This window comes from Bacteroides sp. CACC 737 (assembly GCF_013874375.1).
Lineage (GTDB): Bacteria > Bacteroidota > Bacteroidia > Bacteroidales > Bacteroidaceae > Bacteroides > Bacteroides uniformis.
The window spans coordinates 57,837-71,694 of record NZ_CP059408.1 but is presented as its reverse complement, the minus strand read 5'-3'; the positions used below and the strand labels follow the sequence as shown (position 1 = coordinate 71,694).

Here is a 13,858-nt window from a genome sequence, read left to right as displayed (position 1 = left end):
GCAGAAACTATAAGAACGGGCAAACTTCGCTCGTGGCGAGGCATACATCACCCCTGAAGAATGGGAAATACTGAAAGAACTGATGTCTCCTGTCTGCCCCAACTTCTTTGAAAAGCTGCATTCACTGCACAATCCCAACGAAAACGAACTGCACGTATGTATGCTTATCAAGCTCCAATTCCGCCAAACAGACATCGCACGGTTGATGCACCCAAGCCGGAAAGCATTTCTTCCATCCGAAGACGACTTTATCAGAAAGTGACCGGAGAAAAAGGGACACCGGAAATGTGAGAATGAAAATTATGAAATTTCTTTAGCTCTACTTTCTTTTGTTTTGATTACAAAAGTAACAAAATATGCTGGCAAAAAGTGAATTTGTTCTTTTTGCCAGCATCACTTAATTGGTATCTAAAATTCTTAAACGATAGAACCTTCTATGTATAACAACCATTAACTAAAGAGTGAAAAGGCTCCAATAGACCCAACGACGAACACAGCGACAATCACCCATATAAATGAGATAATGAAACCTGCAATGGCGCAGCCGCGCGGACTTTTGAATAAGCCGATGAAACTAAAAAGCGCACCGAGGAACCAGATAATCCACCCAAGAATAGGTATCCACCCAAGAAAGATTCCAAGAATGGCGAATACCAGCCCAGTAGTGCCGATACCATTGGATTGCTTACCTGGAACATTTACGTAAACCGACTGTTGCGTAGCATTTGTGTTCTGCTGGAACGGCTGCTGGGCTGTTTGAGGTTGAACCTGAGGTTGTCCTGCTTGCAGGACTGCATTACAATGAGGGCAGGTGGTAGCTTTGTCCGAAACCTGCTTTCCACAATGGGAACAAAAAATGAGTGCCATAATACAAAATATATTAGCGTTAATAAATAAAAAACTATTCTAGGTGAGTATGTTGTTTGGAAACATACAGTACAAGTCCCTTATAATCAACCTTATAAAAGTCTCCTACTTCTCCTAAATAAGGAAACCGTTCACCTTTCTCCGGGTGACGGTTGGTTCCGTCAGCCCACTTGTATGTTTCTGCATCCGACGATGGTGCATACCGTAAACGTAGGTTGACACCATCAATCACTACTTGCCGCGAAGTACCTACGACAGATTTCAATGTGTTGGTCTTATCCTTAAAATAATCGGTCGTATAATAAAATATACCGAAACTTACTAACAGCACCAATACAATACCACCAATAAACCAATATAAAGCCCTACTCCTTGGGGGAAGGGAAAGTTCCTGCTCTTCAACCTCTATAGGAGATGCTGTCTGTGTAATGGATACCGGAGGGATAGATGAAGCGGCAATCGGCGTAGCTGGTACAACGGGACATCCGCATTGCGGACAAACGTATACGGAATCAGCCAGCTCAGCACCACATTCATGGCAATGGCGATTTTTCGTGGCAGATATGGGGCACCCGCATGTGGGGCACGATGTTACACCGTTAGGGATTTCAGTTCCACATTCACTACAAACAATAAACTGTTCCTCTTCTGCACAACGTTCACTGATGTTACCACACTTCGGACAGAAACATTCCTTTTGATAAGCATCATGTTCAAATATGTGTTGGCATGAAGTACACTTGAATTTCATTTTCGTACTCATAAATAGTTATTTTTAGTTGTTGAAATACTCAAGGGATTGTGTCTCGATACGTTCCGGTTCTGTTTTGGTAGAGAATGACTCACCATTCTCCTTATACTCTTTCACCTGATTGGTGCGGGTAACTTTTCGCTTCAACCAATTCCCATGCTCGTCCACTTCCAGATACTCATATCTATCTGTGGTAAGGTAATCTCCGGTTTCATCGTAATCGTGTACACTTTTACTATCAGGAAGAAGGTTCACACCGGTGTAAGTGAATGTTTCTGTGAGGTAAATCATTCTTACCTGACTTTTACGTTCTATGATTCTGTCCTGCTCGTCAAAAAGATATTCTACAGAACCTTCCATATCGGATTCATTCTTACTCATATCGCTCCGCTTATGGTCGCTGTATGTGATGGTGTAAGAGCCCCAATCGCTTCGGCTGTATTCTGTACGGTTGTCATTGTACTTATAAATCAGGGAATATTCTTCCCCTTTACTGATTTCCAGTATATTCCCAACCTTGTCAAACCGAGTGGTTTCCCCTTCACTATTGGTCAGACTTTCTACGCTCCCATATAGGCCGAGACCTTTACGTGCCGACAAAGGATGAGGAGTTTCAGTTTCTTTATTAACGGGAGCCGCATTCAAAATGCCATCAACATCTGAAGTCTTAAATAGTGCCCCTTCAAAGATGAATCCTCCCTCAACGGGCGAATAATATGCGGTATAAGGCTTTACTTCCTCCATCTCCTCCGGAGTAACGTCTTCCAGCAGTCCCCTAAAGGATTCCAAGTGACGTGTGAAGACCAGCCGATTTCCTTCTATCTTTCCATAATAGACCGTTGCCCCTTGGTAGACCGAATTCCAAAGATTTCCATCCTCTGGCACAGAATTATAACCCCTCGCCATAAATACGTTGTTTCCATCCAGTCTGAAAGATAGGGCACCGTATTGTACTCTCTGCTCTGCCAAAGGACAATACGCTTCAAAAGCCTTCTTCGGAATAGAATCATGGGATAGCACTTTGGAAAATTCGCTGTTGACATAGCCCTCTTCACCTGTACGTAACCGAACTTTATACCATCCGTTGACCGAATCTACCAGTTCGCACATTTCTCCACGTTCAACAACCCCTACCAGTTTGCCTTCCACCGATTCCTTTTTGACGCTAATGTCCGACTTTATTGCAATTACATACGTGTGGTTTGGATTCTTTGAGGCAGAAAGAGACTTTTGCTTGGGAGAGTCTTTGCAGGCCATGAATAACAAAAACGTACCGCATAAAATGAATAGGTGACGTGCATTCATAATATTTAAATAATTAATCTCCCTCAGTCTCTCCCGGGAACCATTCAACATAAAAGCGTGAGACTGCAATGCCACGTTCTGGTTGGAGGTCCTAGGAAAACCTTGTACACGGATATGGTTATAGCAGCCCACGCTATATGCGTGAGAACCACTATGCTATCCTTGTGTACAATTGCGAATTTCCTAGGTTCCCAACCACAAGATAAGCATAACGCTTCTTCAAATTCTAAAATGTCTTGGAGAGAACTCCTCTCTCCAAATGCAAAAATATGAAAAATGTAGGAAGCGCAATAACATTTCCTGCATTTTTTATGTTGGCGCATAAATATCTCAAAGACGGATATGCAACGGTGCTCAATATAAAACTCAAAAAAAGAAGCTAGACTTACCAGCTGCTAAATCTGAACAATGACGTCCATCCGGGAATGTTGACAAATTCTCATAGTGGAAGTTTTGAAACCGGGAACGATAAATTCTCTTTCTACACCATCTTTTCCTGGGCGGGAAACAACCGTAAAAAAGGAACTGAATACGGAGAACAGCACTACTCCGGAACAGAAAAATACTACAATACAGAAACCTGAAACTATTTGCGCAATGTCGCCTTTTACATGGGAGGAGACTTTGTGCCTAACCTTAAGAACAACAACAAAACCTACCAGTTCATCACCGCCATGCAGGGGATAAAGCTGCAAGACTGCGAGCAACACCGCCGCTGGGAGTGGGAAGACGTGCAGGCCGAACTTTTCGAAGCCAACATGAAGAACCTGAAACTGCAACAGACACAAGAAGCAGGCAGCATCTTCATCAACGAAATAAAGAACAGGAAGCGGAAAGACGACCATCATCAAATTGCTGTTGGGCTACTACAAGGCATTGGGCGGAGAAATCTCCATCGGCGACACAGATCTCAACCAGTTCAACCTAAAATAGACAAGGAACGGCTGGCAGAGGCTGCCCGGATTGCCAATATAAACGACTACATCATGCGCCTCCCCCTGAAATACAACACTCTGATAGGGCAAGACGGTGTGGGTCTGAGTCAAGGGCAGAAACAACGGATACTGATTGCCCGAGCCGTCTACAAGAATCCGCAGTACATCTTTCTGGACGAAGCCACCAATGCGCTGGATGCCAACAACGAGCGGATAATTGTAGAGAACCTGACGGAGTTCTACAAAGGGAAAACGGTGATCGTGGTGGCCCATCGCCTAAGCACTGTAAAGAACGCCGACCGGATAGTAGTGATAGACAAAGGGAAAATCATAGAAGCCGGAAAGCATCAGGAACTGATAGCCAGCCGGGGAGCTTATTATAATCTTGTGAAGAATCAATTGGAATTGGGCAGTTAGCATATGGAAAGCAAGGATATAGAACTCAGAAGCAAACAGGTACGGAAAATCATCGGGCAGATTCCTCCGCTGCTGGTACGTAGCGGAATCGGCATCATCGGAATAATTATAGCTTTGCTGCTGGCTGTAGCCGCATTTGTCCCCTATCCCGAAACAACGGAATGCGACATCACCCTGACGGACATTCAGCAAGGAGAAGTGTCAGCTACCGGAGAACTGCCGTATGTCTGCATCACACAAGTAAGTACTGGCATGAAAGCAGAAATTGAACTGGAAGGATATACAAGCAAGGAATACGGCTATCTGCAAGGAACTGTCACAACCGTTTCTACACGGATAATCAGCCGCAACGGGCACAACTATTTCTGTTTTATACTGTCACTGAAAGAAGTCCCTTTCATGCAGAAAGGCATGAAAGGAAAGGCATCCATCATCTTGTCGGAGAAGACGCTGCTCGGAAGAATATGGGAGTGAACAGCTATGCCTCGCCAAGCAAGTCTTCCCGCACGACACCTCGCTTCGCACCCGCGATGAATAAGCGTTAGAAATCTATTACTTGCGCAATCCGTATCTCAAAAAGGAGATTGAGCTACTATTAACGCATCTCCGCCTCCATCTTCTTTATTCTTTCCAGCGTATTGCCTGCCTCCATGGAAGGAAATACCTGGAGCACCCGTTGCAGATAGGTCTTTGCCTTGCTATAGCTATTGGTAAGCACGTCCGACAAACCGTTACGATAACGGGCATACTGCATCCGCGTAGGGGAAGTTATCTTCTTAAAGTCATCATCGAGCTTCTTCCTTTCCTTTTCTGCCTGAAGATAGAAATAATTCCCCAAGAAGATATTTGCCTGCAGGTTATCACCGTCGAGCATCAGTACCTTCTCGTAGGTTTTCAGAGCATCCTTCTCTTTTCCCCGCATCATTTCCATCTCGGCACAAGAAACAAGGGCAGGCACATCTTCGGGATGGCGTTGCAAGAACTCCTTATAGAAGAGATAGGCCTTGTCGTAATTCCGCATTTCCTTGTAATGGGCAGCCAGCTCATTGGCCAGACGGGAAGCTACCACAGTGTTCTTGTCAACATTGGCCCAATAGAACATTTCCGCCAGGTCCACACCGGCATCTGCCGACTGACGAAACAGACTTACGGCATAATCGTCCTTGCCTTCGGACAACGCTTCGGAAACTTTCTGTAACAATTCACCCGCCGACTGAGCGAAAACTGACAGAGGCAACATCAGAAACAAAGAGAAAAATAAAGTTAAGGATTTCATTTTTAAAGTATATAATAGTTTAACAGCCTGAATCATCTCCATAGAAATTCACCTACAAATTTACACACTTTCACTGCAAACATCAACAAAATATAGTTAATCTTTCCCACTATTTTCCCCTTTTCTGCGTAACTTTGCCAATCTTATGAAATAAGCGTTACCAATGAAGCTCAGAGACAAGCAAATCTTGCAAATAGCACTGCCTTCCATCGTATCAAACATCACCGTTCCTTTGCTCGGACTGATTGATGTAGCCATTGTCGGACACTTAGGCTCACCGGCCTATATCGGAGCCATTGCCGTAGGCGGGATGCTGTTCAACATCATCTACTGGATTTTCGGTTTCCTGCGCATGGGGACCAGCGGAATGACTTCACAAGCATACGGAAAACGGGATTTGCCGGAAGTTGTACGCCTATTAGTGCGCTCCGTCGGCATAGGGCTGGCTGTCGCGTCCTGCCTCATAGCATTGCAAGTCCCCATCAGACAAGGCGCATTCCTGCTGATTCATCCTACAGACGAGGTCAAAGAGATGGCAACGCTTTATTTCCACATCTGCATCTGGGGTGCACCCGCCATGCTGGGACTATACGGGCTCACGGGATGGTTCATCGGCATGCAGAATTCACGCATTCCCATGTATATAGCCATCACACAGAATATAGTCAATATCATTGCCAGCCTCTGCCTGGTCTATCTATGCGGAATGAAAGTCGAAGGAGTTGCCCTGGGGACGCTGATAGCCCAGTACGCCGGTTTCCTGATAGGGCTGATGCTCTGGATACGCAATTATGGAAAGTTGCAGAGATACTGGGAAATTAAAAATTATAAATTGGAAATTAAAGGGGAAGAAAGAAAAGGTATCTGGGAGAAGGAGACAATGCTAAAATTCTTCCAAGTGAACAGGGACATTTTTCTGCGCACCCTTTGCCTGGTAGTGGTTACTCTGTTCTTTACTTCAGCAGGAGCCTCGCAGGGCGAAATCATTTTGGCTGTCAACACGCTGCTGATGCAGCTCTTCACTTTGTTCTCGTATGTAATGGATGGTTTTGCCTACGCAGGCGAGGCCCTGAGCGGCAGATACATAGGCGCACACAACCGGGAAGCCTTTACAGACACCGTCCGACATCTCTTTGGATGGGGAGCGGTAATGGCAGTTCTCTTTACGTTGACCTATGCACTGGGAGGTAATGCCTTCCTCGGGCTATTGACGGATGACAAAGAAGTGATAGCGGTTGCCGACACCTATTTCTACTGGGCGCTTGCCGTTCCTGCCGTTGGTATAGCCGCCTTCATTTGGGACGGCATTTTTATAGGTGCCACAGCCACGCGCGGCATGCTGCTGTCCATGACTGCAGCAGCCGTCAGCTTCTTTGTCTTGTATTATGGCCTACATCCCGTCCTGGCAAACCATGCTTTATGGCTTGCCTTCCTCACCTACCTCCTGATGCGGGGAGCGGTGCAGACGGGATTGAGTCGGGGAGTCATTAAAAAAGCATTCCCCAGTGAGAAGTAGCCTATTTATTGCGATTTTAAGCGATGAACATTTCAAGGGGAAAAAGCATTATCTTTGTATCGCTATGACTTATACATAACTCAAGTTTCGCAAGTTCAAGAACTTACGAAACTTAAATACATAATTGTTATGACAGACAAGAATATTGTTCAAGAGACATTTCCCGTATTGGGAATGAGCTGTGCATCATGTGCCGCACGGATAGAAAAGACGCTGAACCGGCAGTCCGGTGTCAAGATAGCAGCCGTAAACTACGCTTCGGCAACGGCAACCGTAGAATATGATCCCAAGAACTGTTCTTCCGAGGCATTGCAGCAAGCCGTGCAGGCCGCTGGATATGACTTGCTGATAAATCGGGACGGCAATACGCTCGAAGAAGCGGAAGAGGCCCACAACAAAAAATTCACTACACTGAAACTCCGCACTGTCTGGGCCGTTATTCTATCCTTACCTGTTATCATAATAGGTATGTTTTTCATGGATATGCCCTATGCCAATCCTATCATGTGGACACTATCCACTCCTATTGTATTTTGGCTGGGACGGGGATTCTTCAGCAGTGCCTGGAAACAGTTGAGACATGGCAGCGCCAATATGGATACACTGGTAGCCATCAGCACCGGAACAGCCTATCTGTTCAGTCTGTTCAACATGTTATTTCCGGACTTCTGGCTGTCCAGGGGCATCCACCCGCATGTGTATTTTGAAGCGGCAAGTGTCATCATAGCTTTTATCCTGCTGGGGCGCCTGCTGGAAGAAAAGGCGAAAGGAAACACTTCAACAGCCATCAAGAAGCTGATGGGACTCCAACCCAAGACCGTGACCGTCGTTGGGAATGAGGAACGCATTGTCCCTATTGAGCAGATTCGCCCCGGCGACATCATACTGGTGAAGCCCGGCGAACGGATTGCAGTGGACGGCATCGTGACGGAAGGTTCTTCGTACGTAGACGAAAGTATGCTGAGCGGCGAACCGGTAGCAGTGTCCAAGCAAAAAGATGCCAAAGTCTTCGCAGGTACCATCAACCAGAAGGGGAGTTTCCGCTTCCGGGCAGAGAAAGTCGGCACAGATACACTGCTGGCAAAGATTATACACATGGTGCAAGACGCACAAGGGAGCAAAGCACCGGTACAGCAACTGGTCGACAAGATAGCAGGGATATTCGTGCCTACCATTATCGGCATTGCAGTGCTCGCCTTCATCGTATGGATGATGCTGGACGGAACCGACGGATTCACCCACGGATTATTGGCATTTGTCACAGTGATTATCATCGCCTGCCCGTGTGCGCTGGGGCTAGCCACTCCTACAGCCATCATGGTAGGCATCGGCAAGGGAGCCGAAAGGGGTATCCTGATAAAAGATGCCGAGAGTCTGGAGATTGCCAAAAAGGTAAATACCGTAGTACTCGACAAAACCGGAACCGTAACCGAAGGAAAACCGGTAGTCAGTAAGCTGGTATGGAATACGCCGACAACTACTCCCAATCCAAGCATTTCCTCAAAAGATGTCTTGCCGGACATTTTCTACAGTCTGGAAAAGTTATCGGAACATCCATTGGCAGACGCCGTAGTGAATCACCTCAAGGAATCGGCTTCCATAGACGACATCCAAGATTTCGAAACCATCACCGGAAAAGGTGTAAAAGGGCGGACACAAGGCCGGATTTACTTTGCCGGAAACCTGAAACTACTGGAAGAGAACCGGATTGCCATCAGCCGGTCTCTTCGGGAAGAAGCCACCCGACTGACAGCGAAAGCACAAACCGTCATCTGGTTTGCCGACGAAGAAAACGCACTGGCAATAGCCGGAATCACGGACCGGATAAAGGAAACTTCCATTCGTGCCGTCGACGAGCTGCGTGCCACCGGTATCGAAGTCCACATGCTGACCGGAGACAATGAAACCACCGCCCGCGAAATTGCCCGCAAAGCAGGTATTGCGCATTATCAAGCGAGCGTACTGCCGCAGGACAAGGCAGCCTTTATCAGCCGGTTACAAGCAGAAGGACGGAAAGTGGCGATGGTGGGCGATGGCATCAACGACAGCGCCGCCCTTGCCCAAGCCGACTTGAGTATCGCTATGGGCGGAGGTAGTGACATCGCCATGGACGTAGCCAAAATGACTATCATCTCCTCCGATTTGACAAAAATTCCGGAAGCCCTCCGGCTGTCCCGTCTGACAGTCCGGACCATCCGGCAGAATCTGTTCTGGGCGTTTATATACAATATAGTAGGTGTGCCCATTGCAGCCGGAATACTCTATCCCATCAACGGCTTCCTGTTGAATCCGATGATAGCCGGCGCAGCCATGGCATTCAGCAGTGTCAGTGTGGTGAGCAACAGCTTGCTGCTAAAACGGAAAAAGATACATGAAAGGGAAGAAAACAAAAAAGTTGAACCATCAACAGAAACAATCATGAAAAAAGAATTCAAGGTAGAAGGTATGATGTGCAACCATTGCCGCATGCACGTAGAGAAAGCATTAAATAGTATGGAGGGTGTACATGCCACCGTAACCCTGAACCCTCCGGTGGCCATCGTAGAGCTTTCAGACGGAGAAAAGACACTCGAAGAATTGCAGAAGGCAGTGACAGAAGAAGCCGGTGACTACACACTGAAGGTATAAGGGTAAAATTCATACGGTTTTCATACAGAAAAGAAAGAGGAAATCAAAGTAAATATCTACCTTTGCACGCTAATCTACAGATAAAGATATGAATGCAAAAGCTAAAGGATATATTTTGGGTTCTATCGCCGCAGCCTCCTACGGTATGAATCCATTGTTTGCCCTCCCGTTGTACAAAGCCGGCATGGATCCGGACTCGGTACTCTTTTTCAGATACCTTTTTGCCATCCCATTGCTGGGTATTATGATAAAAGCGAGAGGGCGGACATTCAAGATACAACGGAAAGAAACATTTCCGCTCATCATCATGGGATTACTCGTAGCCCTCTCCTCACTGACGCTTTTTCTGAGTTATAATTATATGGCCGCCGGCATAGCGTCGACACTGCTGTTCATCTACCCCATTATGGTGGCTCTTATTATGGCTATGGTCTTCAAAGAGAAGCTGGCACTGCAAACCATCGTCTGCATGCTGCTTGCACTGGGAGGCATCGGGCTGCTCTATAAAAGTGAGGACGGCAGTACGCTGAGCCTGATAGGGACATTGCTGGTTTTCGCTTCCTCCCTTTCCTATGCCATATACATTGTGGGCATCAACCAGACGTCATTGAAAAATGTAGCTACACTCAAAGTCACCTTCTATGTCCTTCTCTTCGGCTTATCGCTCTTCGTAGCACGCCTGCTCTATTCCGGAGTACTGAACACACCGGACCAGTGGTATCTGTGGGGCAATTTGCTTGCACTGGCTGTCTTTCCCACCGCCATATCCTTCCTCTGCACTACTGGAGCCATCCAATACATCGGCTCCACCCCGACCGCTATTCTCGGTGCATTGGAACCCGTGACAGCCATCTTCTTCGGAATAGCTGTCTTTGGAGAAAGCTTGACTGTCAGAGAAAGCATCGGACTGGTGATGATTATTGTAGCCGTAACGCTCGTCATCGCAGGGGGAAACATTACAGGCCAACTGGTTCGTTTCAGGAAACTGTTTCCAAGACTCCCGATAAAGAGCAAGAAAAACAACTAATTCTATAAACCATCATCAACCATGAAAAAAAATCTCTACCTGCTTTTAGTTCTGTTATTCCCTATCGGCCTACAAGCTCAGTCCGAGGTGATCGTACTCCGTCCGGATGAAGACAAAGCCGAAGTGAACGAAGCTGAATATACCAAAATTTTCCTGGCTGGGACCATTGACATGGGCAAGAGCATAGACTGGCAAAAGGCAACCTGCGACTGGTTCCGAGCACGTCCCGAAGGCAAATATCTCCTATACAACCCCCGAAGGGACAAGGGGTTGAGCGGTGAAATGTCCGACTTTGAACATCAAGTGAACTGGGAACTGGAACATCTGGAAAAAGCCGACCTGATAATCATGAATATCCTGGCAAGCAGTAAGTCTCCCATCACTCTGCTGGAGATGGGGCTGCACATGCGTTCCGGCAAACTGCACGTCATCTGCGAGCCCGGCTTCTACCGCTACGACAATGTGCGAATTACTTGTAACCATTATGGTATTCCGTTATATCACAGCATGGACGAGTTCCTAAAGACAATACGTTAGGCAACTATCCTACCTCATTCTGCAGCACTTTTCAGTTTTATTCTTTATCTTTGCTGCAAAGAAATATAACAAAACTATATATTATGACAACCTATAAAAGAATCTTATTGAAGCTCAGCGGCGAGAGCCTGATGGGTGAAAAGCAATACGGCATTGACGAAAAACGCCTTGCCGAGTACGCAGCTCAAATCAAAGAAATCCACGAATTGGGAGTACAAATAGGCATCGTGATAGGCGGTGGAAACATTTTTCGCGGATTGAACGGTGCCCACAAAGGATTCGACCGCGTGAAAGGCGACCAGATGGGAATGCTGGCAACCGTCATCAACAGCCTTGCCCTCAGTTCAGCTCTGGCAGCTACCGGCGTGAAGGTCCGCGTGCTGACTGCCGTACGTATGGAACCCATCGGTGAATTCTACAATAAATGGCGTGCCATCGAATGTATGGAAGCAGGCGAAGTAGTCATCATGTCCGCCGGTACAGGCAATCCGTTCTTCACTACCGATACCGGTTCCAGTCTGCGCGGCATCGAGATTGAGGCAGATGTCATGTTGAAAGGTACCCGTGTGGATGGCATCTATACCGCCGATCCGGAGAAGGACCCGACAGCCACGAAATTCCACGACATCACTTACGACGAAGTACTGAAGCGCGGTCTGAAAGTGATGGACCTCACCGCCACCTGCATGTGCAAGGAGAACAACCTACCCATCATCGTTTTTGACATGGATACAGTGGGGAATCTGAAAAGAGTGATGCAAGGAGAAGAAATCGGTACACTGGTACATAATTGAATTAAAAACGGAAAACGAAGAATTGAGAATAAAAAAATGAATGTTATTTAATTCTTAATTCTCAATTCCCGATTTAATAATTATATTTGCAAAGTTTCAAATTAAAGCTATTCCAAAAACGAAAATAATATGAGAGACGTAAAAGACATCTTAGACGAAGCGCAAGAAAGTATGGACATGGCCATCATGTATCTGGACGAGGCATTGGCTCATATCCGCGCCGGAAAAGCTGATATCCGTTTGCTGGATGGTATCCGTGTGGATTCTTACGGAAGTATGGTTCCTATCAACAATGTGGCAGCCGTAACCACTCCGGACGCACGCAGCATTGCCATCAAGCCATGGGATAAGAGCATGTTCCGCGTCATTGAAAAGGCCATCATTGACTCCAGTCTCGGCATCATGCCCGAAAACAACGGTGAAATTATCCGTATCGGCATCCCACCGCTGACGGAAGAACGCCGGAAGCAGCTTGCCAAACAATGCAAGGGAGAAGGAGAAACAGCCAAAGTAAGTGTACGTAATGCACGCCGTGATGCCATCGACGCCTTGAAGAAATCCGTAAAGGACGGACTGGCAGAAGACGCCCAGAAAGGCGGTGAAGAAAAGCTGCAGAAGATTCACGACAAGTTCATCAAGCGGATTGATGACATGCTGGCTGCAAAGGATAAAGAAATCATGACCGTTTAATGAATTGATAATTGATGATTGACAGTTGATAATTATCATGTGTAATAATACCTATAGTTAATTATCCAGCAATCAATTATCAATTATCAATTATCAATTATCAATTATTTTGAGGGGACTCGTTATAAAAAACACCGGAAGCTGGTACTTGGTACGGACTGACGACGGAAGGGAGATTGAATGTAAAATCAAAGGGAACTTCCGGTTGAAAGGCATACGAAGCACCAATCCCGTGGCTGTAGGCGATTACGTGAACATCATACTGAACCAGGAAGGTACGGCCTTTATCAGCGAGATAGAGGACCGGAAGAATTACATCATCCGCCGTGCCTCCAACCTTTCCAAGCAATCACATATTCTTGCCGCCAACCTCGACCAGTGCATGCTCATAGTGACGGTGAACTATCCCGAAACCTCCACCACATTTATAGACCGTTTTCTCGCCTCTGCCGAGGCATACCGTGTTCCCGTCAAGATTATATTCAACAAAGTGGATGCCTACAACGAAGAGGAACTGCACTATCTGAACAGTCTCATCAACCTTTATACCACCATCGGTTATCCATGTTTCAAGGTTTCTGCCAAAAAAGAGGAAGGCATCGATATTATCGAGGAAGAGCTCAAAGGACGTATAACCCTCTTTTCCGGACATTCCGGAGTAGGGAAATCGACACTCATCAAGGCAATACTGCCCGATATAGAGATTAAAACCGGAGAGATATCCACCTATCATAATAAAGGTATGCACACCACTACCTTCTCAGAAATGTTCCCGGTTCCCGGTGACGGATATATCATTGACACTCCGGGCATCAAAGGTTTCGGAACATTCGATATGGAAGAAGAAGAAATAGGCCACTATTTCCCGGAAATATTCAAGGTATCTGCCAACTGCCGTTACGGCAACTGTACCCACCGCCACGAACCCGAATGCGCTGTACGCGAGGCTGTCGAGAAGCACTATATCAGCGAATCCCGTTACGCTTCTTATCTGAACATGCTGGAGGACAAGGAGGAGGGAAAATACCGGGCTGCTTACTGATTTGTCATTTTATCACCTTTCCAATCCATATTCTTACACTTTTTAACTCTTTATCTTTTAAACTATTCTCTTT

At 46.4% G+C, this 13,858-nt stretch carries 14 protein-coding genes and 1 pseudogene; 11 read left to right on the top strand and 4 right to left on the bottom strand.

Translation table 11 applies throughout. The annotated features are described in order from the left end of the window. Positions 1–82 precede the first annotated feature (82 nt). Entirely contained in the window at positions 83–262 is a 180-nt protein-coding gene (locus tag H1A11_RS00440) for a hypothetical protein (RefSeq protein ID WP_117599280.1), read from the top strand. Positions 263–450: 188 nt separating this feature from the next. On the opposite strand, the gene H1A11_RS00435 is transcribed toward H1A11_RS00440, so the two are convergent. Genes H1A11_RS00435 through H1A11_RS00425 form a run of 3 tightly spaced genes read right to left on the bottom strand, consistent with a single transcriptional unit; the run spans position 451 to position 2,923 of the window. Continuing rightward, on the bottom strand, positions 451–867 hold the full coding sequence (locus tag H1A11_RS00435; protein WP_117599279.1) for a zinc ribbon domain-containing protein: 417 nt from the start codon (positions 865–867) through the stop codon (positions 451–453). 34 nt (positions 868–901) lie between these two features. Further along, positions 902–1,630: a zinc ribbon domain-containing protein gene (locus H1A11_RS00430; protein ID WP_138345840.1), complete on the bottom strand. Its 729-nt coding sequence runs from the start codon at positions 1,628–1,630 to the stop codon at positions 902–904. Positions 1,631–1,642: 12 nt separating this feature from the next. Continuing rightward, entirely contained in the window at positions 1,643–2,923 is a 1,281-nt protein-coding gene (locus H1A11_RS00425) for an SH3 domain-containing protein (protein ID WP_117964913.1), read from the bottom strand. 425 nt (positions 2,924–3,348) lie between these two features. Here H1A11_RS00425 and H1A11_RS00420 point away from each other — a divergent pair, with 425 nt between their 5' ends. The 3 genes and pseudogenes from H1A11_RS00420 to H1A11_RS00410 all read left to right on the top strand — a co-directional run bounded on the left by H1A11_RS00420 (position 3,349) and on the right by H1A11_RS00410 (position 4,749). Beyond that, on the top strand, positions 3,349–3,507 hold the full coding sequence (locus tag H1A11_RS00420; RefSeq protein ID WP_171030448.1) for a hypothetical protein: 159 nt from the start codon (positions 3,349–3,351) through the stop codon (positions 3,505–3,507). A 57-nt stretch (positions 3,508–3,564) separates the two neighbouring features. Beyond that, positions 3,565–4,275 (top strand): annotated as a pseudogene (locus H1A11_RS00415) (ATP-binding cassette domain-containing protein); the annotation flags it as partial. Between the two features lie 3 nt (positions 4,276–4,278). Beyond that, the gene (locus H1A11_RS00410) at positions 4,279–4,749 is read left to right on the top strand and encodes an HlyD family secretion protein (protein ID WP_181757585.1); all 471 of its coding nucleotides are present in this window, start codon (positions 4,279–4,281) and stop codon (positions 4,747–4,749) included. Positions 4,750–4,870: 121 nt separating this feature from the next. On the opposite strand, the gene H1A11_RS00405 is transcribed toward H1A11_RS00410, so the two are convergent. Next, the gene (locus tag H1A11_RS00405) at positions 4,871–5,551 is read right to left on the bottom strand and encodes a hypothetical protein (RefSeq protein WP_181757584.1); all 681 of its coding nucleotides are present in this window, start codon (positions 5,549–5,551) and stop codon (positions 4,871–4,873) included. 163 nt (positions 5,552–5,714) lie between these two features. Between H1A11_RS00405 and H1A11_RS00400 the strand changes: the two genes are divergently transcribed. The 7 genes from H1A11_RS00400 (at position 5,715) to rsgA (ending at position 13,785) form a co-directional block, all read left to right on the top strand. Further along, positions 5,715–7,067, top strand: a complete 1,353-nt coding sequence (locus H1A11_RS00400; RefSeq protein WP_138346426.1) for an MATE family efflux transporter — start codon at positions 5,715–5,717, stop codon at positions 7,065–7,067. Between the two features lie 129 nt (positions 7,068–7,196). Then, complete coding sequence (locus H1A11_RS00395) at positions 7,197–9,695, top strand: heavy metal translocating P-type ATPase (protein ID WP_138346423.1); 2,499 nt, start codon at positions 7,197–7,199, stop codon at positions 9,693–9,695. A gap of 88 nt (positions 9,696–9,783) precedes the next feature. Continuing rightward, on the top strand, positions 9,784–10,722 hold the full coding sequence (locus H1A11_RS00390; protein ID WP_117599273.1) for a DMT family transporter: 939 nt from the start codon (positions 9,784–9,786) through the stop codon (positions 10,720–10,722). Positions 10,723–10,743: 21 nt separating this feature from the next. Further along, the gene (locus H1A11_RS00385; RefSeq protein WP_117964922.1) at positions 10,744–11,259 is read left to right on the top strand and encodes a nucleoside 2-deoxyribosyltransferase domain-containing protein; all 516 of its coding nucleotides are present in this window, start codon (positions 10,744–10,746) and stop codon (positions 11,257–11,259) included. 83 nt (positions 11,260–11,342) lie between these two features. Then, positions 11,343–12,053, top strand: coding sequence for a UMP kinase (gene pyrH, locus H1A11_RS00380; RefSeq protein ID WP_117599271.1), 711 nt, complete (start codon positions 11,343–11,345; stop codon positions 12,051–12,053). Between the two features lie 129 nt (positions 12,054–12,182). Continuing rightward, a complete protein-coding gene (gene frr, locus H1A11_RS00375; protein ID WP_025834253.1) occupies positions 12,183–12,743 on the top strand; it encodes a ribosome recycling factor in 561 nt (186 codons plus the stop codon). Positions 12,744–12,852: 109 nt separating this feature from the next. Then, positions 12,853–13,785 (top strand): ribosome small subunit-dependent GTPase A, encoded by a 933-nt coding sequence (gene rsgA, locus H1A11_RS00370; RefSeq protein ID WP_138346420.1) that lies wholly within the window; start codon positions 12,853–12,855, stop codon positions 13,783–13,785. Positions 13,786–13,858: the final 73 nt, after the last annotated feature.

Coding starts and splice junctions, on each gene's coding strand:
- H1A11_RS00405 (WP_181757584.1), bottom strand. CDS start 5,551: ATGAAATCCTTAACTTTATTTTTCTCTTTGTTTCTGATGTTGCCTCTG.
- pyrH (WP_117599271.1), top strand. CDS start 11,343: ATGACAACCTATAAAAGAATCTTATTGAAGCTCAGCGGCGAGAGCCTG.
- H1A11_RS00440 (WP_117599280.1), top strand. CDS start 83: ATGTCTCCTGTCTGCCCCAACTTCTTTGAAAAGCTGCATTCACTGCAC.
- frr (WP_025834253.1), top strand. CDS start 12,183: ATGAGAGACGTAAAAGACATCTTAGACGAAGCGCAAGAAAGTATGGAC.
- H1A11_RS00425 (WP_117964913.1), bottom strand. CDS start 2,923: ATGAATGCACGTCACCTATTCATTTTATGCGGTACGTTTTTGTTATTC.
- H1A11_RS00390 (WP_117599273.1), top strand. CDS start 9,784: ATGAATGCAAAAGCTAAAGGATATATTTTGGGTTCTATCGCCGCAGCC.
- H1A11_RS00420 (WP_171030448.1), top strand. CDS start 3,349: ATGTTGACAAATTCTCATAGTGGAAGTTTTGAAACCGGGAACGATAAA.
- H1A11_RS00400 (WP_138346426.1), top strand. CDS start 5,715: ATGAAGCTCAGAGACAAGCAAATCTTGCAAATAGCACTGCCTTCCATC.
- H1A11_RS00430 (WP_138345840.1), bottom strand. CDS start 1,630: ATGAGTACGAAAATGAAATTCAAGTGTACTTCATGCCAACACATATTT.
- H1A11_RS00410 (WP_181757585.1), top strand. CDS start 4,279: ATGGAAAGCAAGGATATAGAACTCAGAAGCAAACAGGTACGGAAAATC.
- H1A11_RS00435 (WP_117599279.1), bottom strand. CDS start 867: ATGGCACTCATTTTTTGTTCCCATTGTGGAAAGCAGGTTTCGGACAAA.
- H1A11_RS00385 (WP_117964922.1), top strand. CDS start 10,744: ATGAAAAAAAATCTCTACCTGCTTTTAGTTCTGTTATTCCCTATCGGC.
- H1A11_RS00395 (WP_138346423.1), top strand. CDS start 7,197: ATGACAGACAAGAATATTGTTCAAGAGACATTTCCCGTATTGGGAATG.